Source organism: Aporhodopirellula rubra (genome assembly GCF_014192335.1).
Classification (GTDB): domain Bacteria; phylum Planctomycetota; class Planctomycetia; order Pirellulales; family Pirellulaceae; genus Rhodopirellula; species Rhodopirellula rubra.
The window spans coordinates 516,820-538,168 of record NZ_JACHXU010000001.1 but is presented as its reverse complement, the minus strand read 5'-3'; the positions used below and the strand labels follow the sequence as shown (position 1 = coordinate 538,168).

The following is a 21,349-nucleotide window of genomic DNA, read 5'->3' as shown; positions in this document are numbered from 1 at the left end:
GATACACTGACGCTTGCCTTATTCCTCCACGTTCCCGCGGGTTGCTTAATTATGTTTCGACATCCTTTGCGTCATCTGCGACTTCTCTCGCCAGACGCTCGGTTTTACCGACGAATCGGAATGGTCGTTCTGTTCGGTTTGTCGAGCTTGTCCGTATCGACCGCCATGGCACAGAACGGCTCATTTCTCGAGAGCCTGTTTCGCTCGATCGCCGAAAAACAAATGCGAGAAGCTCGTGAACGGACGGGACAACCCGACACACCCACCCCGGCCCCTCAGCCTCGCGACAAACCCTCCGATACAACCGGTGGATTCCCTGCGGGCCCTCTCGGCCCGGCCAAAGGCCAACCGCGTCCAACGTCGCCGTCGCCACAAGTTACCCCACCGCGTGAACCCTCACGCCCGCGGCAACCCGACACACGTCGCGATCCGGCTCGGCCCTCCGACGACGCATCCGGCTTCGGACGCCCCCAAGACTCGCGATACGGACGACGACCGCCCTCACGCGTTGATCCCCATCCACACGACGTGCATGAGCTCGACCTGACGTTGACGCAGTTTCAAAATGAGCTAACTCAGCTCATGCAAACCGTCCAATCGGCCGCGCGATCCAACCGTGACTTCCGCGCACAATTACCAGAGCTCTACCAACTTCGCGCCGAAGTGGGCGCACTCATCTCACAAGCCGAAGCGTCATCATCGCTGGCTCCGCTCGTTCCCGCGTATCGCGGAATCGACCAACGCTATCGTGAGGTGTCCTTTCGATTGCGTTCGGTTCCCGATCGCGATCAAACGATGAGGAGGCAGATCGCACGCTGTGACGCGACGTGCCGAACGCTCGCGGGAATTTGCGAGATCGCACCGCAATTCGATCGTCATGGGTTACACGACCAAATGGTAATCGCGGCGACTTACATCCAAACTCTCATCGACGATTTACCCGACGCACGCATGCCGAGCGACCGATCGCGCGAGCTCACTCATGAGGCACGTTTGCTACGTCAAGCCATCTTGGAAGAAGCCGACCACTTACCGTCGTTGTCCTACGACGAGATCGTCACCAACTTCACGAACTTCGTTGCCCGTTGGCGACCATTTGCTGAGTCGATCGCCCGGTACCATGACCCCATACTCGACCGACGACTCGCCCGCGTAACTCAGTGCGGTGATGAAACCTACGCGTTGCTGTGGATGGCGCCACCACCGAGCGGATTGCCACCGGTCGGCATTCCCGAAATGGTTCGTGAAAAATGGATGTCCGATGCTGCTGCCCTCGAAGGCATCGCGGAGTACTTTTATGCCGACATGAAACGGCTGCAACACTACCTGCGTCCCGACGACTACGCACGTTCACTCGTTGATCATGCACATGATCTCTACGAAGCGGCGCGTTCGATTCACTCGCACCTCGAAGCCGGCCAACCCTACGAACGGCTGCAACGTCCCGCCTCGCAGTTGGCCCTAGCGTGGCAGGCATTAGCGTCGGAACTCGAGCACGTCGATCACCACGGTTTGACCGGCCGGCGGGCATACGCGGTTCTGCAACAACAGCAACAGATGTTGCCATTGGTGGCCTCGCTAACAGCGGCTCTCTTGCAGGACTCGCCGTGAGTGCCCCGGCTGCACCGAAACACTCAACCTTCGACCGCCATGAAGGTCGACGCAACCATGCCGGCAATTCAGCGCCGGCATGGTGAACACGTTTTTGCCACGATCACCGCTCCCCAAGATCCCATACCGAAGCCCCCACCGCATTGAACGTGACCGAACCGATTTCTCCATTCGATTCCGACGCGATCGAACAGCTACGCCAACAACACCGACTCGACCCGGAATACGTACGCACGCTGCGAAATCGTTTATTCAAACAGTTTCGGTCGGACGAAGACGCCACGTCAAATTTCCCCCTTCGGGATTCACTCCGGTGCCATGTGCTGCAGCAGTATCGTCGGTTTGACTCCGACCTCGACGGTGCGACCAAACTGCTGTTCCGCACCGAAGCGGGCATGTTGATCGAATCGGTGATTCTGCGTATCGCGACCGGACGCACCACCTTGTGTGTGTCCAGCCAAGTCGGGTGCGCGGCCGCGTGCGACTTCTGCGCGACGGGCAAAATGGGCATCGCCAAGAATCTCGACTACACCGAAATTCTCGACCAAGTCCTGCAGGCCGGTCAGTTACTCGCCTCCGAGGATGGCAGCCTCGACAACATTGTGTTCATGGGAATGGGCGAACCGTTTCACAACGAATCCCAACTTCACAAAACGATCGAGGTGCTCACCGCCCCGGACCACTTCAACCGTTCTCCCTCACGCATTCTTGTTTCGACCGTCGGTGTATCTGACGCGATGATTCAGATGGCAGGGCGATTTCCCAAAGTCAACCTCGCACTGAGTCTGCACAGTGCCGATCAATCGACCCGCGAGAAAATCATTCCTCTCGCCCGACGTTATCCACTCGACCAACTACGAACCACGATTCAGCGGTGCAATGAAATTCAAAGCCATGAGGTCATGATCGAATACCTGATGCTTCGCGACGTCAACGATTCGGTGATCGACCGCGATCGTTTAGCGAAATGGCTCGACGGATTGAACGTTCACCTGAATCTAATCCCGTACAACCCGATCGAAGACGCTCCGCATTTGGCGGGCACCGAACCAGACGCGATCGCGGACTTCGCCAGGGCGATGAAGGGGCTCGGCGTGAAGACCACGGTTCGCTATTCACTCGGTCGTGACATCGATGCCGCGTGTGGGCAACTGGTCCGTAAAGAAAACCGAACCTACGCGTTGCGGCTCAATGCAAACGTGGCACGCCACAGCCCCACCGCGTGAAACCAGAACACGCCAACACAACGTACGACAATCGTACAATGTGGCGCCGATTGAGCCTTCCTTCGACGATTGTCGAGCCTGCAACGCGAATTCACCCAGGACTTGAGAGAGCTTTCATTTTTTGATCGGTTTTCTATCGCTCAAACGCTCTCAATGGCCCCCGAAAAAGGAGCGACCGTCACCTTTTGACGGAGCCTCCCATCTTACCTAACCGGGCTTGGGCAGGCGGCGTGGTAAACCTTGCGGGGCGGGTTATGCGTGATCAAGCGATCGAGCGTGAATGTCCGATGCTACCCCTTGTGCCGGTCACTCCGGCTGGCACGCGGCTTCCGTTTTCTTCGGTCGGCTCGGTGGGTGCGGGGATACATGCGTTTTTATTATCAGAATATCGATACCTGTCTCCCCGTTTCGGCGACAAGGGCTCTCCAATTCACTCAGGCTCGAATCCCTTCGGGGGTCCGAAACGCTTGGGTTTGGGGGATCGCTGTGGTCGTGATCGCGGCGATGGGCGTGGCGAATGCCCCGCTCTCATCGGCGGAGGATTTGCAATCGGTAGCCGCAACCAGCTATCGTAACGCAGCCACCGACCATGGCTCGCTCAGCGGCAGCCGTCGATCGCTACGTGAAACACCGACCGTCACTGCGATTCGCCGTGCGGCCCCGTCGGTCGTCAATCTGCACGGCCAAAAAACGATCCGGCAAACTGCCGCTTCGATGGCGGGATCCTCCAACGACGTCGCCCGCCAAGTCAACGGCATGGGGACAGGCGTTGTCATTGATCCTCGTGGATACGTCGTAACGAACTATCACGTCGTCGAAGACGTTTACGAAATCAACGTCACTCTGCACGACGGCTCGACGACGACGGCGGACCTCATCGCCTCGGACCCGAGCAACGACCTCGCACTCGTGAAACTCCGCGGGGCCGGTCCGTTCCAAACCATCCCACGAGGACACAGCAACGATCTCATGGTCGGGGAACCTGTGATCGCAATCGGCAACGCCTTTGGGTATGTCCATACGAGTACCGTTGGGATCGTCAGTGCACTGCATCGTGATATCCCCGTGAACGAAACACAGAGTTATCGCGATCTGATTCAAACCAGTGCCGGGATCAATCCGGGCAACTCGGGTGGTCCGTTGCTGAACATCGATGGCGAAATCATCGGTGTCAACGTCGCCGTCCGTGTCGGAGCCCAGCAAATCGCGTTCGCCATTCCGATCGACCAAGTGCTCGACACCGTGACCGAAATGATCGTCCGTCACAATGACCGTCGATTCGTGATCGGCCTGCAAGGCAAATCGGTTCAAGAAGGCGGGTTCCAAGTGGTCGACCTGATCGACGGCGGCTCCGCTCAACGTGGCGGACTGAAAGCGGGTGACCGGATTATCAAAGTCGACAACGACAAGATCAACACCCCCTTGCAATATGCCCTTTCCGTTCTCGATGCATCACCGGGCGAGAACCTTCGAGTGGAGTTCCAACGCGGTAACGAAACCTATGAAACGTTCGTCGCCACGGTGCCTTCCTCGACCGGATCAGCCGATCCTGTCGCGTCACTCGCATGGCAGGTGATTGGAGTTGCCGTTCGTCCCGCAGGTGACTCGTTCACACGCCGAATGAACAGTCAGATGCAAACGAACTATCGCGGCGGTTTGGTGATCACCGACGTCCGCCCCGGTTCGGCCGCTGACGAACAGAGCATCCGAGTCGGCGACGTGCTGTTGGGCATCCACTCCTGGCAAACATCGAGCCTCGCAGATCTCGCTGAGATCCTTCAGCATCCTGAGATTCGCCAAGGCCCCAACGCCAAGTTCTATATCGTGCGTCGAGATCAAACGCTCTACGGACACATGAAACTCGCCGTCCAACCTTCGACGACGCGGCGTTAATCAACGCCATCTGATCGGTCTGCCAGCGGACGTACGCCCGCCAAACGCTTTGCCGCGATCGCTTTGAGGCAGTACCGACACGAAAACTCCACACCGGCGGTGGACACGTCCTGGGACGGATGTTCTGACTCACTCGCACGCCCGCACGTGCACCGCGAGCCAGAGCATTCGTCGACCCAGCCGGGACTGGTCCATCGCCGGTGTTTCGTTTTCGCACTGTTGCTCACGTCATGTTTGGCGATGCATTCAAGCTTGCAGCGAAGCCCGATCACGACAGACGACGGTCGTCTCTCGCAGCGGAAGTGTCTTTCGGTGAGCCAACGAAAAACGGGACGAGTTTGGAAAACTCATCCCGTTGTCGCTTGAATCAAAATTGGACGTGTTTGGAAATCGAAATCAGGTTTCCCTCTCTCGATCCACGTCCATGGGTGTGTGGTTTATGACACTCGACGAAAACGTCTCGTGTTAAGAACCTGCCGTGAGGCTTAGTAACGGTCGCCGCCGCGTCCGCCGCCGCCGCCACCGCCGTAGCCACCGCCGCCACCACCACCGTAGCCGCCGCGACCGCCGCCGCCGCCGCCGCCACCGCCGTAGCCGCCGCGTCCACCACCGCCACCGCCACCGGTGCGTGGTGCTCGGGGCCGAGCTTCATTGACCGTTACGTTTCGACCGCTAATCGCTTGACCATCAAGGTTTTCGATTGCGTCTTTTGCTCCGTCGGCATCAGCCATTTCGACAAACGCGAAACCCCGACTCCGACCAGTTTCCCGATCCATGATAATGTTGACAGCCGACACTTCGCCGTACTGCTCAAACGCTCCCCGAAGATCATCTTCGGTTGCCGAGAACGACAGGTTCCCTACATAAATATTCGTCACAAAACTAACCTTACGAACCGTCACCAACGAGACAAAAGGTCTCTCGCATTCAAGGCGGAATTGGCGGAAAACACTTCCAAAACCAAACAGCCGCCAAGAGTGTGGTGCTCAACTAGCTCGAAGCCTGAACCAAACTGAGGCGCCAGTCAATGCCAGGAATGTCAAAAAGCCGCGGTTTGGGGTGATTGACATCTTGAATGACCTTCCGCCCGCCGCAACAATTCAATCTCAACGGCATTGGTGTGCACCTTTGTGCACCAGCCTCTCTTCACGGTGGATCTGCCTCCTGATTTCCCGCATCGACGCGTGCAGTCTCGAGGCCCGCTCTCCACACAGCCTCTCTTTTCGAAAGCAAAACCCATGGACGAATTGATCCAACTCATCACCGGACGCCTCGGTATCGACTCCTCAATCGCCAATGCCGGAGTCGGCAAACTGATGGCTCTGTTGAAAGACCAAGTCGGAGGCGATCTCTTCAGCCAAATCGCGGGTGCAGTCCCCGGTGCCGAAGAGGCCGCCTCGCAAGCCGCTGAATCACCCGAACCGGCTGCCGGTGGCGGTCTGCTCGGCAAGCTTTCCGGAATGGCCTCCGCCGCCCTTGGCGGGAACGCCGGCGGTGGACTCGAGATGGCGTCCGCCTTGGCCAGCACCGGAATCGACGCGGACAAACTCGGACCGTTCATCTCTACCGTCGTCGAATTCCTCAAAGACAAACTCGGTGACGATGTCGTTGAGCAGATCATGAGCAAGCTCCCCATGCTCAAGACTTTGCTGGGTTGATCTTCAAGAAAGTTTAACAGTTCAAATAAGCGGATTCGGCTTCAACGCCGATCCGCTGGCCGCGTAGGAACGCCCCCCATCCTTGCTACGCCTCGGTGAACCGAACCAGCCCGACGTATTACCTGCCCGACGTATCACCTGCCCGACGCAATCACAGCCTGACGCATCAATCGTCGAGCACCGTCGCCAACGGGAACGCCAACCCGATCATCGCCGTGCACAGCATCATGCCGGCCGCGACCGACAACGCACCAGACAATCCGATCCGTCCTGCGATCTGGCCCCACATCAACGAACCTACCGCCATCGATCCTGCCATCATCGTCAGATAGCAACCCATGCCGCGTGCCCGCAGACGTGGTGGCAATGTGATTTGGGCAGTCGCATTGAGCGTTGTCAGCGTGGCCATCCATCCGGCCCCCATCACCAACACAGCCGGCATCAGGATTTGCCACTGCGGTGATTGACTCATCACCCACAACCCGATGGCGAACACCGACATCGCCGCGGCCACCAATCGATCCGAACCGAACCGGTGACGCAAACGCGGCAACACCGAGGCACCAACCACGGCACCGGCACCGACCGCCGCCACCATGATCCCGAAACCTCGAGCGCCCCAACCCAGTTCCGTCTTTGCAAACAGCGGCAGCAGGGACCAGAACGCGCTGCCGGGTAAAACAAAGAACCCGACGCCGATCATGACGTGCCGCATCACTCGGTGTACGGCCACGTAACGCACGCCCTGCCGCATCGATGCCAAAAACGATCGACCTCGACTGCTCTCGGTAGTCTTGCGTTTCCAAACAAACAACACGCCAACAACGGCCGCAAACGTGCATGCGTTGATCGCGAACGTGCTCCAGATTCCAACGACAGCAATCAACACACCGCCGATCGCCGGCCCCAGGGTACGTGCAAGGTTGAAACTGATACTGCCCAAGCCCACCGCCCGCGAGATCTGACTGCGGGGCACCAGTTCGGGAATCGCCGATTGCCATGTCGGCACGTGAACGACCATCCCGAGCCCCATCACAAACGTCAACGCTAGCAATCCCCACGCCGTGATCATGCCGGTCAGTGTCAACGTCGCCAACGCCGCGGTCACGCCGAACAACAATATCTGCGTCATCATCAACAGACGCCGCTTATCAATCCGGTCCGCCAACACTCCCGCCGGAATGGCCAAGAAAACGATCGGCAACGACATCGACGTGCGAACCGCAGCCACCATTTCGGGACTGCCTTGCAACGTCGTCATCAACCATCCCGCTCCGACCTCGTGAATCCACGTACCCAAGTTGGAAGCCAACGACGCGATCCAAAAAAACCGAAACAGCGGCAAACGCAACGGTTCCCAAAACGCCGCCTTGCGAACCGGCGATCCCAACGCCGCGGCTGTGCTGATGTCAGCCTCGTTCTGCACTCGTGCAACATCGGCAGTCGCGACTTCCGACATCACGGTTCCCAACGTTGTCGCTCCCGCAATCGTGGATTCGCCCGTGCTCGTCCCGGCCGCATCACCTGACCGTGAACTCGCCGGCCTGGCAGTCGGCGCACCTTCACGCAGCGGTGAAGAGGGCTTCACTTTCGTCCGATTGAGATTCGGCAGCGAGCGTGATCGGGAATCCAAGAAGAGCTTCATAACAAGAGAAGGAACCAAAAAAGTCCGGACAAACGGTTTTGTCGGCACAAAGGGAACGGACGCGGCAACTATTCCGGCGGCACCGGTTACCCGTTTTGGGCGATTTCGTAAGTGCATGCTCCGGTGGGGTAGCGTTGCAAGCAGGCAACCCTTGTTCCAAAACAACCCACGTCCCATAAACACATCGATACCGTGTGATGATCGAGATCACTCACCTTCAAAAACTCTATGACGACACGCTCGCCGTCAAGGACATCAGCATCTCAATTCCCGCTGGGGTGGTTTGTGGGCTGGTCGGACCCAATGGCGCCGGAAAAACAACCACTTTGCGTTGCCTTGCCGGCTTGATTCGCCCCACTGAGGGCGAGATACGGGTGCACGGATTGTGTCCGATCCGAAATCAAGTCGAACTCAAACGTAACGTCGCCTACGTGCCAGACGATCCACCACTGTTCGATGATCTCTCCGTCGGCCAACACCTCGACTTCGTCGCGCAGTTGTACCGTATCCCCGATCACCGACGCCGCGCGTATGACTTGCTCGAGCAATTTGAGTTGTTGCCGAAATACGACTCCGCCGTCACCACACTCTCACGCGGCATGCGTCAGAAACTCGCGATCGCGTGTGCGTACTTGATCGAACCGCCTGTTCTGTTGCTCGACGAGCCACTCACAGGCCTCGACCCGCCCGGAATTCGCACGCTGCTCGATTCCATCACCCAATACGCTCGCCAGAGCAACACTGTCATCATCAGCAGCCATCTGCTCGCGATGATCGGCGACGTTTGCGATCAAGTCTGGATGATGCACGGTGGAACGGTTCGTTATCACGGTGCGACCACTGAATTGCGTGCCTCGTTCCCTCAAGCTCAATCGCTCGAGCAAGCTTTCTTTGCAGCCATGACGGTCGTCGGATGAGCACCACATTCTCATCACCGACGTCTCACGAAGCGACAACATGGCAACCGTCGACAAAGATCAGCTCGCTCGGCGCGTGGAAACACCCACTCGAAACGATCTGGCATCTCGAATCGGTCCGCACGTCTTATCGTTTGCATCGATTCTGGGCTCGAATTCGCTCCCCCCGCCAAGCCGCCGCCTCGTTCCTGGCGATCGGCTTCATCCTGCTGTACCTGCTCGCCGGTTTCACCGTATTGTCACGACGTGACGTCGTCGATCCCGGGCGTTTACAACTGTGGCTGTCCGGCGGAATGGTGCTGTACACGCTCTACCACTCAATCAAATATCTGTGGGCCTCCCGACCGGTCGACGCCCCCACGTGCGTCGTGACGACACCCGCGATGTCGCTATGGGTCGGAGGCGGCCCGATGTCTCGGATGTTCGTGGTCCTGCATGACGTCGCCCGCGTGGTGCCCGCGACGATCATGAAATCGCTGCTGCTGTGCGTCGTGCTATGGCGTGACGTTCCGAACCTGTTCTCATTGTGGATGGGTGTCTTTCTCGCACTCTTCACTCTCGAGTGGATGCGGAGAATCGTCAGTCACGTGATCGACGCCATGAACCGACGAGAAAAGAAATTCCTGCAAACCGCCAGCCTCGTCGTCGCCTTCGCACTCGTCGCCGCCCTCGGACTGCAAACAATCAATGAAACTCCGCCTGGCGGTGATCCGGCGATGTACATGTCGACCGCGATCTCGGAGGTGGCACTCTTCGCCGGCAGCGACACGGTGCAGTGGTTCGCACTTCCGCTGCAGCCTGCCTCCCACCTCGCGGTCAGCCAACCGATGTGGCCGTTCACTCAATTCATTCCCGCCGCATGGATGCCGTTGCACTGCCTCGCACTCCTCCTCAGTTCGATCGCAACGATCGCATTGTTGGGCGTCTCGCTGATACGACTGGACGACTGGTCCATCCAACGTCGCCACGCCAGCGAACAGGCGTTACTGCGATCATGGAACGAGCTATCACCAACCGGCATCGCACCAGGAAACACTTCCCATGATGCCTCGGCAGTCTCAACCACCTCCGCGACACAAAACAACGGCTCGTCATTAAACAAGACTTCGTCATTCAATTCATCAACGAACAACCGCGCCGCACGTACGCGTGAAATCGAATCCTATCGGCCTTTGTTCACGTGGCCTCTCTGGGGTATCGTCGCCCGACAATTGCACTGCATCCGCCGCTATCGCGCCAACGTTCTCGTCAGTTTCGCGATCCCGATGGCGGTATCGCTTTCGCCTCTCTTGATGCCTTCCGAAGGACTCGCCGGGCAAGCGGCCAAGCAATGGATTTTTGTCATCGGCGGCATCGCTCTGAGTTCACTCCTGTTAGCGCCGCCCGCACTGCAAATTGACTTCCGACGCGACCTCAAACGCATCGGTCTGTTGCGATCTTTCCCGTTGACGGCGTCGGAAATGTGCGCGGGAATGTTGTCGGTTCCGGTTGCCATCACGATTCTGTTTCAATGGATCACGCTCGCCGTCGCGTCCCTGATCGCCGATGTCCCCGCTGCTCAGGTCGGATGGCTCGCGGTGGCGTTCCCATCGCTCGCCGTGCTGACCTTTGCGATCGAAAACTCGCTGTTCCTAGCTTTCCCGCACCAGATTCACGATCAAGGCATCGCGATGGTGATCCGGGCCAAGATCACGTTCCTATGGAAAGGACTCGTTCTCGCGTTCGTTCCATTCGTGTTGTTCTTGTGGGTGACGGCATGTCATTCACTCCTCCCTGAGAACATCGTCTTTCCGGTCGCGTTCACGGGCAGCCTGATCGGATGCTGGACGTGCGCTCTGGCCGCGTTCGGGATCTTGGTGGGATGTTGGAAACGGTTTGATCCCGCAATCGACACTCCGCCCGATTGATCCAGGAAAACTGGACTGATTCAGTAAAAGTACGACTGGGTCCGTACGACACGATTGAGGTCGGTACAATATCACGTCGGTCAGGTGTTCTACCTCTGTTCGAACTCTTAGGACGTCGTCCACGACGATCGATTCGGCTATGAACCGACAGATTGCAATTCTGATACTGCTTGTTCTCGGTGCGCTGTCTCCTGCAGAACGATTGCAGGCAGGCTTGACCGGCGAGAACGTCGCGTTAATCGTCAACGCATCGTCTTCCGATTCGCTAACGATTGCCAATCACTACATTTCCCTGCGCGAGATTCCTCCGGGAAACGTGATCTTTCTCGACGACGTCCCCTCGGGTTTAACGATCGGGCTCGATGACTTCCGCGATAAGATTCTGCGTCCAGTTTTTGAAACGATCAACGCCCGCGGACTCGCCGCGCAAATTCATCTGATCGCCTACTCGGCAGGATTCCCGACGTCGGTTTCGATTAAATCACACACCAAACAACTCACCGACGAGGCCCAAAAGAAATACCAAACGCCCACCGCATCGATCAATTCACTTACCTATTTTTATCGATGGGTGATGGCCGACTCGCCGGCATATTTGGGTTGGGCATCGAACTTCTACGCCCGTGGGCGATTTGAACGCCATTTCATTAATCCCTTCAGTGGTGAACCCGGCGAGCAGTTCCAATCGGCTCTCGACGCGGCCAAGGCAAATGATTTTGTCAAAGCCGCCCAAACGTTCGAATCGCTCTCCAACGAGTATCCGACGCTACACCCGCTGAGCATTCTCGCGGCCGAAAACTGGCTCCGCGCCGAGAACGAGCAGAAAGCGATCGAACAGGTCGGCGAAGCGATCCGCCACGGGTGGACCAATCAACGACAACTGACCGAAACCGAACCTCTGCGGCAATTGTTTGATCCCGATGCCCCGGAACTACCATCGGATCGCAAACGTTTGATTGAGCGTTTGCAAGACGTGCCCGTCGCCTCGCAAGGCCCCGTGGCGTTCTCATCATCGGTCGGATGGGCCGGCAACGGACATCCCGCGCCCGTCAAACAGGGTGCGATGACTTACATGCTGTCATGCGTGTTGGCCGTAATCCACAAAAACGGCAGCACATTGGACCAAGCCGTCACGGTACTCCAACGGGGCGCGGCCGCCGACCGCAGCTATCCCGCCGCCACGTTCGGTTTTTCAAAGACCAGCGATGTGCGATCCACCACACGCTTCACCGGAACCCCCGACGCCGTCGCGTGGCTGTTGTCGCGAAATCAATCCGTCGAGATTTTTTCGTCATCACTACCGAAAGACCGACGCCGTTATGTCGGCATGATGTTAGGCGCCGCGAACCTGCCGCTGCGAAACCGTGATTGGACATTCACTCGCGGCGCGATCGCCGAAAACCTCACCAGCCTCGGTGCCGTCTTCAGCAATTCGAGCCAAACAAAATTGACAGAAATCCTGCACGCGGGCGCCGCGATCAGTTGTGGCGCGGTCGCGGAACCTTACTCACTGCCGCCGAAGTTTCCGACTGCGATGATGTATCCGTTCTACTACGAAGGCGTCACGGCGATCGAAGCGTTCTACCTCACGTTGCAGTCTCCCTACCAAATGTTGATCGTCGGCGATCCCCTCTGCCAACCCTTCTCGCGTGCACCCAATGACTTCGTCAGCATGAAACCGATACCCTCGCCAACGACCGAGGAATCAGACGAAGATACCGACGAATCAACAACCACTGACACCCCGCCCGCCGTTGCGATGCGTTGGCAAACGCTCCCCGAGAGTCCCATGAGCACGCCAACCGCCGCCACGGAGATTTATCTCGAAGGTAAATTGGCGAACCGTTCACGACCGCTCGCCGACATCCGCATCAATCTTCCGAATGAAACGCGAGGCGTGATCGATCTCCGCATGATCTTGATCGGCAACCATCCCACCCAACCGCGGATCGGATTTCGGGAACAACTCATCCTCGGCGACGAGTCGCGATTGCCGCGATTGCCGCGAATCGAACAACTCCGCAAAGACAAAACGGACGAATTCACGCTGTTCGCCGAATGCCCCGATGCCGACAAGATCGAAATCGTTCACATGGGACGCGTCGTCGCCGAAATCAACGCAGCCGCGGGCCGGCTGACCCTCGCTCCCGAAAAGATCGGACACGGACCGGTTCGCCTGCGGGCCATCGCCCACCAGGGCAAACGTCGTTTGGCCGGAAAGACGCTCGAATTCGAATGGTAGAGATCACCATCTCGGTCCATCCCCAGCATTCTCTCAGCGTTGATTCTGCAATCGATCGTAGAGGTCACGATACGCGTCTACCATTCGTTGCACTGTGAAGTCTTTTCTCATTCTTTCTTGATTCACACTGCCAACCCGCGTGGCAAAATCCGAATCATCCAGAAACCGGTTAAGCCTGCTAACCAAACCGTCCTCATTGTCTGGTTCGAACCCTTGATCGGGATCATCACCGATCAACTCCAAACTACCTTCGACGCGACTGCATACGACCGGTTTGCCGGCCGCCATCGCTTCGAGAACCACGTTCGGCATCCCCTCATAGTGACTCGGCAAAACGAACACGCGGCATCCGGCGATCAACGGCGCCACGTCCGATTGCCAGGGAAGAATCCGCACACGATCCGTTCCCACTCCGTCGGCCCATGCTTGCAACATCTCATGCTGCGGACCGCCACCGGCGATGACGAGTTTGCGGTTTTCCGCGTTTACAAATCGATCGAACGCCCGCAGCAGCAAACCCAAATTCTTCTGCTCATGCAAACGACCGATGAACAACACAACGTTGGCGTCCGGCGACCAACCGAGCGATTGCCAATCGAACGGCGTCGCACTCACCAGACGCTCGACCTCGACCCCGTTGGCAATCACGCCGGTTTGATTCTCTCGCAATCGATACCGCCGCCGTGAAAACGCCTCCACCGCTGCACTGACGCAAACCACATGATCGGCTTGACGGAGTGCCTGTCCTTCGATCGCAATCCGAATCCGATTCGGATCCGCGACCCGAACACCACCCACCCACGGCGTCCCCGATCGCGTCTTTGCGTTTGCACCAATCGCGTGTTTGGTCAGTACATTGGCATGAAACAGGAAACTCTGCCGAACCGCGTCCGGCCGCCGGTGCAGCCATTGCTTCAACTCGCGGTAAACCGACGGCAATTGAAAGACACCCGCGGCGTTACCGCTCGTAACGTCGATGCCGTGATCGTAAAGCTGGCGGAGCAACTGATCCTTGCCATCACCGGGACTTGATTCGCGAGGCAGACTGCCTAATGAAAAAATCCGAACGTCGTCACCCCGTTGCTGCAACCCGACCGCGAGCCGTGTCAGAGCACGCTCGGCTCCGCCGACATCGAGTTCGGTGATAACGAGGTCGACTTGCATCACATCGCCAACGCGTCTGCGATCCGCAGCGTCTCACCGACCAATTGATCTACTCGCCCGGCAATGTCGTCATCGGCCAAGTGATCGCCCTCGAAGTTTTCGCCCGTCGAATAAAGAAAACGCGGAACGATCAGACAACGAAAATCCAACATCAAACTGTTCGCCAACCCCATCGCCGACATGTAACTGCCTTGCCCACCGGCCGCCAACATTAACGCCACGACTTTCCCCGTCCATGCCTTGCCGGTTAACTCGACCGCGTTCTTCAGTGCGGCGTTAACGTCATAATTGTAGACCGGCGACGCGACGAAAACAGACTCCGCATCACGCAACAATCCACTGAGCGCGATGACTTCCGCGTCACCGTAGGCCGTCGCCCCATCGCAGGGCGGAAGGGTGCGTTGCGAAAGATCGAAGACGGTCACTTCACGTCCCTGAGCCTCCAACCGCGTGCGAACTTCTCTCGCCAAAATACGGCTGCGACTGGTCGGATGAAGCGACGAACTGATAATCAAATGCATGTCGAAAACGTAACGGGTGAGTCGGTAGGAAGAAAACCTAAGCGGTAAAGAAGAATCGCGTCACGTGATAGAAAATCGGTGCCGCGAAACAAATGTTATCAATCTGGTCGAGCACTCCGGCGTGGCCCTGAACGAGCGTCCCCGTGTCCGTCACACCCCGGTCACGCTTGATCGCACTCATCGTCAACGTTCCAACGCTCGCCATGATGGTGACGACGACGCCCATCAACAACGCTTCCCACCAAAAGAACGGCGTCGCCCATCGCAGCAGCGCGGCGATCACCCCTGTTGTCATGATCGAACCGAGCACGCCCTCCCAAGTCCGTGATCCGTTGATGTCCGGCGCGATCACATGCGAACCGATCCACCGACTCCAAACCCGTTCCAAGGTCAACGACAACTGCGCGATCAACACGAAAAACATCAACAGGTTCGTCGCACTGCCGTCCCACTTCTCACCACCGGTGCGAACCAGTTCGAGATACAGCAGCGCCGGAGCATGCGAGAGACAGTACACACAGATCAACAGCCCGTATTGGATTTTGGCACATCGTTCCAAAAACCGTTTCGCGTCACCCGCGATCGCCGCCCGAGCCGGAATGAACAAACTAGCGTAGACCGGAATCACGATCGTGTAGAACTCGTAATTCTGACTTCCCAATCCGATCAGAACGTACTGCATCGGCGTGAAGACGAAAAAGATCCAAAACAACGTCCGATGGTCACCACGCCGTGTCGGGGTCATCGAGATAAACTCGCGCAAACCCCAGAACGAAACAAACGCGAACAAGACCACCAATCCGATCCGGCCGGTTAACGAACCGATCACAAACACCGCCACCATCGTCCACCAAACCCGAAGTTTGGATTGGAAACGTTTGATCAGCGCCGCATCCGTTCCCGGCGTGTTGCTCCGCCCCATCACCACACCGACGATGGTCGCGATCGACAACGCCGCCAGGATGACGGCGATCAAAAGATAGGTCGTAAAATCGGGCACGCTGCGTTTGAGACCTAAGTGAGTGTTGGCAACTTAATCGAAAACAAACGGTATCGCAGACACGCGATCATTTGGCAATTTTAGCAACCACCGCGGCGCCCATCGCCTCGGTGCCGATCGCGGAGTCCGAATCACCACGAGCCAGATCGGACGTACGCAATCCATCGGCCAACACGCCTGCCACAGCGGCTTCGATCAGATCCGCTTCGTCGTTCAACGAGAGCGAATGCCGCAGCATCATCGCCGCCGCCAAGATCGTCGCCAACGGGTTCGCGATTCCCTTGCCCGCGATGTCAGGAGCACTGCCATGAATCGGCTCATAAAGCCCTGGTCCTGATTCGCCCAACGAAGCACTCGGCAACATGCCCAACGATCCGGGCAACATCGACGCCTCGTCGGTCAAGATGTCACCGAACATGTTCCCCGTCACGACCACGTCGAAATCGGCCGGACGATTGATCAGGTGCATGGCCATCGAATCGACCAAGACGACGTCGTAGTTCACATCGGGGAACTCTTCCGCCATGACTTCCGCCGCCACCCGTCGCCACAACCGGCTCGGTTCGAGAACGTTTGCTTTATCAACGCTGGTCAACCGGTTCGATCGACCACGAGCCGCGGTCGCCGCCATCCGCACGATCCGTTTGACTTCGCGACGCGAGTACGTCATCGACTGGTACGCCGTCTCGTCTTCGCCTTCGCCCGAACTGCCCGACTCACCGAAGTAAATCCCACCGGTCAATTCACGGAAAAACAGAATGTCCGTGCCGCGAACAATATCCGCCCGCAACGGCGAGGCGTCGGCGAGCTGATCGAACAATTTGATCGGCCGCAGATTCGCAAACAGCCCGAGTTCCTTCCGAATGCGGAGCAGCCCCGCCTCGGGACGCGTCTTCGCCGACGGATCATCCCACTTCGGTCCACCGACCGCACCGAGCAAGATCGCCGACGCCGAACGGCACGCGTCCACGGTCGCCTGAGGCAACGGGTCACCCGTTTCATCAATCGCGATGCCGCCGATCTGGTGCGAACTGAACGTGAATTCGTGGCCGAATCGATCCGCGATCGCAACCAGGACGAGGCGGGCTTGTTCGACAATTTCCGGGCCGATCCCGTCACCGGGAAGCAAGACGATGGAGTGTTTCATGGTCGGAGGACGTGAGAGTGAGAGTCAGGCGGGTAACGAAAACGCCCCAGATTAGCCGAATCTCACCGCTTGCCCCAGGGTGCACCAACTCAAGATGCCCGACGCCCCAACGCTATCGTCATCGCTGGCGTTTCACTCCGACATTCCCCAGCCTGACTTTCCTCGCGCTGAGTTCAATGCACTGGGTTCGCCGCACTGATTTGCCCGCAATCAAACATCGCTATTCCTCGAACTGCATCTCGATACCACCGATGACGCTGGCGCACAGATTATAGAGGAACGCCATGATCAATCCGCCAATGAAACCGATCACGCCGTAGAAAATGGGCATGAACACCGCACCGATCACCCCTCCTGCCAAACCGGCCGCGATGTTGTTACCACCCGCACCGGCAACACCGAGCACCGTGATCGCGATCATGAACACGGACATGAGCAGACCGATGAAAACGTACAACGCCCCGAGCATCTTGCCGCACGACAGTGGATCGAGACGTTTCAATCGCATCGAACGCATCTGCCCGCTCGAAAAACCGCTCATCGACGAGGCGGCAGTGGGAGTTCCATAGGGATTACTGGGAGGCACGCTCATGGGAGTTTCCTTGCGAGGTTGACGCGAGTCTTCAAACCAACGTCATGTGTGAATGAAACGAATCGAAAAGCAACTCCTCCGAATGCCAAGCTGGCCACACAGGGGTCTGCCCGTTCAGCATACCAATTTGCCGAGCACGCCTGGGACGCCAAGGAGGCAAAAAACGTCAGCCCATTCGATCAACGAATCACGACCACGTCACCGCAACACGTACGGGGGCTTTACGGAGTCACCCGCACAGACGGGCTCGCTGACTCACGTCGCCACAACTCACTCGCGATGATGCCCTTGCCGCCCACACGTTCACTCACCTTTTGCAAACCACACTGCCGCAGCATGTCGTCCACCGGAACCAGTTCGCGGTTCTGCAGTCCCGTTTGCCAGCGAAAGAATCGGTGCATCGCCCACAACAGGAATTTCGCTCGCGGCCGTTGCCAACGTGATTCGGGGATTTGAAAATCGACGTGATACAGCACACCACCGACACGCAACCCTGACAACCAGCACGGCAAATTCTCTTCCAGTTCACCGCGGCCGAAACAGTCCAAGAAAAACGGCACCACAACGACATCGTAGGCGTTCGCCTCCGGAACAAACCCGCGTGCGTCCCCCTGTACAAACTCCACACGTTCGATCGCACCGATCGCCTCCACGCGTGCCCTTTGCCGGCCCAACATCGCCGCGCTGTGATCGACACTCGTGATCCGCCATCGTGGTGACGGATGCGATTGCGTTTCGTTTAGCCGACGTTCCTCGCCTAACGCACGCGGCAGCTCGCAAAGCCGTTCCAACAAACGTCCGTCACCATCGCCGAATAACAACAAGCGATCCCACGCGGGCAGTTCGTCGACCAACGCCACCCGCGCTCGCTGCAACTGACTGCCAAACGCGATTCGCTCGATCGACTGATACATCGCCGCCAAACGGTCATATCCGCGTTGCGATCGGGAACGCGTGTCCGAGTTCACATGCAACACAAAATCACCATGGGTGGCGTCCACAAAATCACGTCCACCCAAACACCTCGCACGTCAAAAAAGGTGAACGTGTCCTGCGTCGTTTGCTGAACCTCCATGCTCGTTGGTTGCCGACATCGCCGATCCGAAACGAACGCCAACACAAACAACCCCAACGCGCACGCCGCAACCGCCGTCCCCACCGACGCGGGCAATTGCAACATCATCACCACCATCGGCAACGTCACCACGATCGCAAACACGCACAACGAAAGTTGCATCTCGCGTTCCCCGCGACTTTGCCACCGGGTAGCGATCGACGCAAACGATTGCGCTCGATCGAGATGTCGTTCAAATCGCGCCACCAAAACACAATTGACTCCAAACAGCACCGCCATCGCGACGGTCGCCGCCGCGAGCGAAAAGAACACCTGCCGATCTTCGCCGCTATCGCCGTGAAAGATCAAACTCGTCCACGCCGTCAGTGAAACGCCCAACGCGAACAACACACCCACACGAAATTCCTTCGGGACCAAAGCCGGTCGCAGTCGGGTTCTCAACAACGATCCCTTGGCATCCGACGACGCCGAAGGGAAATGAACACCGGCGCCATAAACCAACACCGCTGACGCCAACACCAATCCACTCCGCAATAATTCCGGCGACAAATAACGAACGACCACCAACGTGTCCGCCAACAACAACACCACCCAACCGGCGAAAAAGACACGTCGATGCCGAAGATAAAATCGATGCCGCAGCGTGTGAGGTTGCGAAAGATCCAACCGAGCGGCATCGAGCAAACGATCGGCCACATAAACCAACCACACCGTCGCCGCGAGCGATCCGCACTCGGCCCATGTCGCCCCGCGATCACAAAAACTCAGCATCAACAACTGCTGCCACGCGACGGCGACCAAGACCGCATCGAGTGACAACACGCTCAACCATGCCGCGACGGGCATCCGCGGCGTTAGCGTTTCGCGGTCATGCGATCTTCTCACCATATCGATCTATTCGCTTTGTCGATCTCGTGCTGGCTGATCTCGTGCTGGGCCGATCTTTCACTCCGGCGACTCTTTCGCCGGGCGAGTTGGCGGGCGAGATTGATTTTCAAGTCGTGTTCCTATTTTTCTACGATCTCTCTTTCTCCCCCCCGTCTCTCTGAAACATCACCCGCACCAGTCTGCCCACACCAGACTGCCCGCACCAAGGATTTCCTGCTGGCAACCTTTCGCGCCGCGATTTTCCGCGACCAATGTTCAATCCTCGCCGACACGTTCCCATGACGAGGCTTCGGGTTATGATTTGCCCGTCGCCCGCCCATCAGCTCATCTTAACGTCATGGCAAAACTCTACTTCTATTACTCCGCGATGAATGCGGGCAAGTCAACCATGCTGCTGCAATCGAGCTACAACTATCGCGAGCGCGGCATGAACACACTGATACTATCCCCCGAACTCGACACCCGCTTCGGTCCAGGCAAAGTGGCCTCGCGAATCGGGATCGCATCCGAATCGGTCACCTTCACACCGTCGGACAACCTCAAAGTCGTTTACGAAACGTTTCTCGCCGGTGAAGACACGGATGTCGCCGACAATTCTTCTTCGTCGCCGCCATCCTCGTTGCCCCCGTCCTCACTACACTGCGTGCTGGTGGACGAGGCTCAGTTCCTAACGCGTGCCCAAGTTCGCCAACTCAGCGACATTTGCGATTGGCACGACACCCCGGTTCTCGCCTACGGACTACGCACCGATTTCCAAGGCAACCTTTTCGAAGGCAGCGAAGCGTTACTCGCGTGGTCCGACAGCCTCGTTGAGATCAAAACCATCTGCCACTGCGGACGCAAAGCCACCATGGTGCTGCGAATCGACGCTGAAGGCAAAACGATCAAAGACGGCAGCCAAATTCAAATCGGAGGCAACGACCGATACGTCTCGGTTTGCCGACGTCACTTCAAAGAAGGCATGTCCGAACGTCGCGAAGACGAACTGCCTCTCATCGACTAACCGCCGACGCACCATATGACCGCCGGCTTACCGTAGCGTCGATCCTTCGCGTGACTATTCTTCAGTCTCGACGGCTTTTTCAGTCGCCATCGCTTCTTCGAGCGTTGTGAAACGCCAACGGACAGTTTGCCCTGCTTTCAATTCCGTTGAACCGATCCCCTCGGTCGCGAACTCACCATCGACCGTGTAAGTCCAACCCCGCGTCGCGTCCGTCTCAACGCCATCGATACTCTGAACGAACGCCGTGATGCCGTTGCCGGAGATGACGACTTCCGGGCTTTCGACTTTCTTCATCACCGACTCAACCGTACTGCCTTCGCTGATCTCGATGGTGTTGTTGAGCAACGGTTCGCCCGCATCCGATTCACCCGCCTCCGCGTCGTCACTCACGCTAGCGATTTCGACGGTTACCGTCCCAATCGTTGCCGCATCAACGTCCGATGCCACGTTCTCATCTGCCGCGGGCTCCACCGGCGTTTGCACTCGGCAACCACTTAACCCAATCGCAGTGGCACAAATCGCGACCGAACACACCATCGCGAGCTTGCGGAACGAAAGCGAAACGCAGCGACTGACGTAAAAAGAGAGCGGTGATGTTTTCATCATCATGGATCCAGAAACGAGTGAACGGAAAGGCCGAAGGCATCGTCGACTTAATGAGGTCACCCCAAAGAAAACGATGCCGTGGGTATCCTGCCAACGTAGCGACCGACGTGTAGAGATGCCACGGGTGGATTGCCCGGGCGAACACGTGGGGTGGGTTCAGACGAATCACGTCATCCCGCAACTCTTTTGAGCGGTAACTCGCGAGCCCTCCAGCTCGAGCACACTGAGGTCACCATGAACAATGCACGAGATGC

At 57.8% G+C, this 21,349-nt stretch carries 18 protein-coding genes; 8 read left to right on the top strand and 10 right to left on the bottom strand.

Annotation, left to right across the window (positions count from 1 at the left end; all coding sequences use genetic code 11):
- Positions 1–51: 51 nt before the first annotated feature.
- The 3 genes from FHS27_RS01790 (at position 52) to FHS27_RS01780 (ending at position 4,730) form a co-directional block, all read left to right on the top strand.
- Entirely contained in the window at positions 52–1,611 is a 1,560-nt protein-coding gene (locus FHS27_RS01790; RefSeq protein ID WP_184300848.1) for a hypothetical protein, read from the top strand.
- Positions 1,612–1,760: 149 nt separating this feature from the next.
- Entirely contained in the window at positions 1,761–2,837 is a 1,077-nt protein-coding gene (gene rlmN / locus FHS27_RS01785) for a 23S rRNA (adenine(2503)-C(2))-methyltransferase RlmN (RefSeq protein ID WP_184300845.1), read from the top strand.
- Between the two features lie 504 nt (positions 2,838–3,341).
- Positions 3,342–4,730: a trypsin-like peptidase domain-containing protein gene (locus tag FHS27_RS01780; RefSeq protein WP_315854459.1), complete on the top strand. Its 1,389-nt coding sequence runs from the start codon at positions 3,342–3,344 to the stop codon at positions 4,728–4,730.
- Positions 4,731–5,215: 485 nt separating this feature from the next.
- Here FHS27_RS01780 and FHS27_RS01775 read toward each other — a convergent pair whose 3' ends face one another.
- Positions 5,216–5,608, bottom strand: a complete 393-nt coding sequence (locus FHS27_RS01775; RefSeq protein WP_184300839.1) for an RNA recognition motif domain-containing protein — start codon at positions 5,606–5,608, stop codon at positions 5,216–5,218.
- Between the two features lie 360 nt (positions 5,609–5,968).
- On the opposite strand from FHS27_RS01775, the gene FHS27_RS01770 reads away from it, so the two are divergent.
- A complete protein-coding gene (locus tag FHS27_RS01770; RefSeq protein WP_184300837.1) occupies positions 5,969–6,388 on the top strand; it encodes a DUF2780 domain-containing protein in 420 nt (139 codons plus the stop codon).
- A 166-nt stretch (positions 6,389–6,554) separates the two neighbouring features.
- Here FHS27_RS01770 and FHS27_RS01765 read toward each other — a convergent pair whose 3' ends face one another.
- Positions 6,555–8,033 (bottom strand): MFS transporter, encoded by a 1,479-nt coding sequence (locus FHS27_RS01765; protein ID WP_184300834.1) that lies wholly within the window; start codon positions 8,031–8,033, stop codon positions 6,555–6,557.
- A gap of 197 nt (positions 8,034–8,230) precedes the next feature.
- On the opposite strand from FHS27_RS01765, the gene FHS27_RS01760 reads away from it, so the two are divergent.
- The 3 genes from FHS27_RS01760 (at position 8,231) to FHS27_RS01750 (ending at position 13,099) form a co-directional block, all read left to right on the top strand.
- Positions 8,231–8,950 carry an ABC transporter ATP-binding protein gene (locus FHS27_RS01760; protein WP_184300831.1) on the top strand — a complete coding sequence of 240 codons (720 nt, stop codon included), beginning with the start codon at positions 8,231–8,233 and terminating at the stop codon, positions 8,948–8,950.
- Complete coding sequence (locus tag FHS27_RS01755) at positions 8,947–10,857, top strand: hypothetical protein (protein WP_184300828.1); 1,911 nt, start codon at positions 8,947–8,949, stop codon at positions 10,855–10,857. Before FHS27_RS01760 ends, FHS27_RS01755 begins: the two co-directional genes overlap by 4 nt.
- 139 nt (positions 10,858–10,996) lie before the next feature.
- Complete coding sequence (locus FHS27_RS01750) at positions 10,997–13,099, top strand: hypothetical protein (RefSeq protein WP_184300825.1); 2,103 nt, start codon at positions 10,997–10,999, stop codon at positions 13,097–13,099.
- A gap of 33 nt (positions 13,100–13,132) precedes the next feature.
- Here the strand turns inward: FHS27_RS01750 and FHS27_RS01745 are convergent, their stop codons facing one another.
- From FHS27_RS01745 to FHS27_RS01715, 7 genes are all read right to left on the bottom strand, one after another.
- The gene (locus FHS27_RS01745) at positions 13,133–14,263 is read right to left on the bottom strand and encodes a glycosyltransferase (RefSeq protein ID WP_184300822.1); all 1,131 of its coding nucleotides are present in this window, start codon (positions 14,261–14,263) and stop codon (positions 13,133–13,135) included.
- Positions 14,263–14,784 carry an NADPH-dependent FMN reductase gene (locus FHS27_RS01740; RefSeq protein WP_009101102.1) on the bottom strand — a complete coding sequence of 174 codons (522 nt, stop codon included), beginning with the start codon at positions 14,782–14,784 and terminating at the stop codon, positions 14,263–14,265. Before FHS27_RS01740 ends, FHS27_RS01745 begins: the two co-directional genes overlap by 1 nt.
- A 37-nt stretch (positions 14,785–14,821) precedes the next feature.
- A complete protein-coding gene (locus FHS27_RS01735; protein ID WP_184300819.1) occupies positions 14,822–15,784 on the bottom strand; it encodes a phosphatidate cytidylyltransferase in 963 nt (320 codons plus the stop codon).
- A gap of 67 nt (positions 15,785–15,851) precedes the next feature.
- On the bottom strand, positions 15,852–16,931 hold the full coding sequence (gene leuB / locus FHS27_RS01730; RefSeq protein WP_184300816.1) for a 3-isopropylmalate dehydrogenase: 1,080 nt from the start codon (positions 16,929–16,931) through the stop codon (positions 15,852–15,854).
- 220 nt (positions 16,932–17,151) lie between these two features.
- Positions 17,152–17,523, bottom strand: a complete 372-nt coding sequence (locus FHS27_RS01725) for a DUF3566 domain-containing protein (protein WP_184300814.1) — start codon at positions 17,521–17,523, stop codon at positions 17,152–17,154.
- Positions 17,524–17,744: 221 nt separating this feature from the next.
- Entirely contained in the window at positions 17,745–18,524 is a 780-nt protein-coding gene (locus FHS27_RS01720; protein WP_315854453.1) for a class I SAM-dependent methyltransferase, read from the bottom strand.
- Positions 18,488–19,486 (bottom strand): hypothetical protein, encoded by a 999-nt coding sequence (locus FHS27_RS01715; protein ID WP_184300811.1) that lies wholly within the window; start codon positions 19,484–19,486, stop codon positions 18,488–18,490. The genes FHS27_RS01720 and FHS27_RS01715 overlap by 37 nt, the downstream gene beginning before the upstream one ends.
- Before the next feature lie 337 nt (positions 19,487–19,823).
- On the opposite strand from FHS27_RS01715, the gene FHS27_RS01710 reads away from it, so the two are divergent.
- Positions 19,824–20,489 carry a thymidine kinase gene (locus FHS27_RS01710; RefSeq protein WP_184300809.1) on the top strand — a complete coding sequence of 222 codons (666 nt, stop codon included), beginning with the start codon at positions 19,824–19,826 and terminating at the stop codon, positions 20,487–20,489.
- A 54-nt stretch (positions 20,490–20,543) separates the two neighbouring features.
- On the opposite strand, the gene FHS27_RS01705 is transcribed toward FHS27_RS01710, so the two are convergent.
- Positions 20,544–21,098: a DUF4430 domain-containing protein gene (locus FHS27_RS01705; protein WP_184300806.1), complete on the bottom strand. Its 555-nt coding sequence runs from the start codon at positions 21,096–21,098 to the stop codon at positions 20,544–20,546.
- Between the last annotated feature and the right edge of the window lie 251 nt (positions 21,099–21,349).

Coding starts and splice junctions, on each gene's coding strand:
- FHS27_RS01740 (WP_009101102.1), bottom strand. CDS start 14,784: ATGCATTTGATTATCAGTTCGTCGCTTCATCCGACCAGTCGCAGCCGT.
- FHS27_RS01790 (WP_184300848.1), top strand. CDS start 52: ATGTTTCGACATCCTTTGCGTCATCTGCGACTTCTCTCGCCAGACGCT.
- leuB (WP_184300816.1), bottom strand. CDS start 16,931: ATGAAACACTCCATCGTCTTGCTTCCCGGTGACGGGATCGGCCCGGAA.
- FHS27_RS01710 (WP_184300809.1), top strand. CDS start 19,824: ATGGCAAAACTCTACTTCTATTACTCCGCGATGAATGCGGGCAAGTCA.
- FHS27_RS01755 (WP_184300828.1), top strand. CDS start 8,947: ATGAGCACCACATTCTCATCACCGACGTCTCACGAAGCGACAACATGG.
- FHS27_RS01770 (WP_184300837.1), top strand. CDS start 5,969: ATGGACGAATTGATCCAACTCATCACCGGACGCCTCGGTATCGACTCC.
- FHS27_RS01715 (WP_184300811.1), bottom strand. CDS start 19,486: ATGGTGAGAAGATCGCATGACCGCGAAACGCTAACGCCGCGGATGCCC.
- FHS27_RS01725 (WP_184300814.1), bottom strand. CDS start 17,523: ATGAGCGTGCCTCCCAGTAATCCCTATGGAACTCCCACTGCCGCCTCG.
- FHS27_RS01750 (WP_184300825.1), top strand. CDS start 10,997: ATGAACCGACAGATTGCAATTCTGATACTGCTTGTTCTCGGTGCGCTG.
- FHS27_RS01745 (WP_184300822.1), bottom strand. CDS start 14,263: ATGCAAGTCGACCTCGTTATCACCGAACTCGATGTCGGCGGAGCCGAG.
- FHS27_RS01705 (WP_184300806.1), bottom strand. CDS start 21,098: ATGATGATGAAAACATCACCGCTCTCTTTTTACGTCAGTCGCTGCGTT.
- FHS27_RS01780 (WP_315854459.1), top strand. CDS start 3,342: ATGGGCGTGGCGAATGCCCCGCTCTCATCGGCGGAGGATTTGCAATCG.
- FHS27_RS01760 (WP_184300831.1), top strand. CDS start 8,231: ATGATCGAGATCACTCACCTTCAAAAACTCTATGACGACACGCTCGCC.
- FHS27_RS01765 (WP_184300834.1), bottom strand. CDS start 8,033: ATGAAGCTCTTCTTGGATTCCCGATCACGCTCGCTGCCGAATCTCAAT.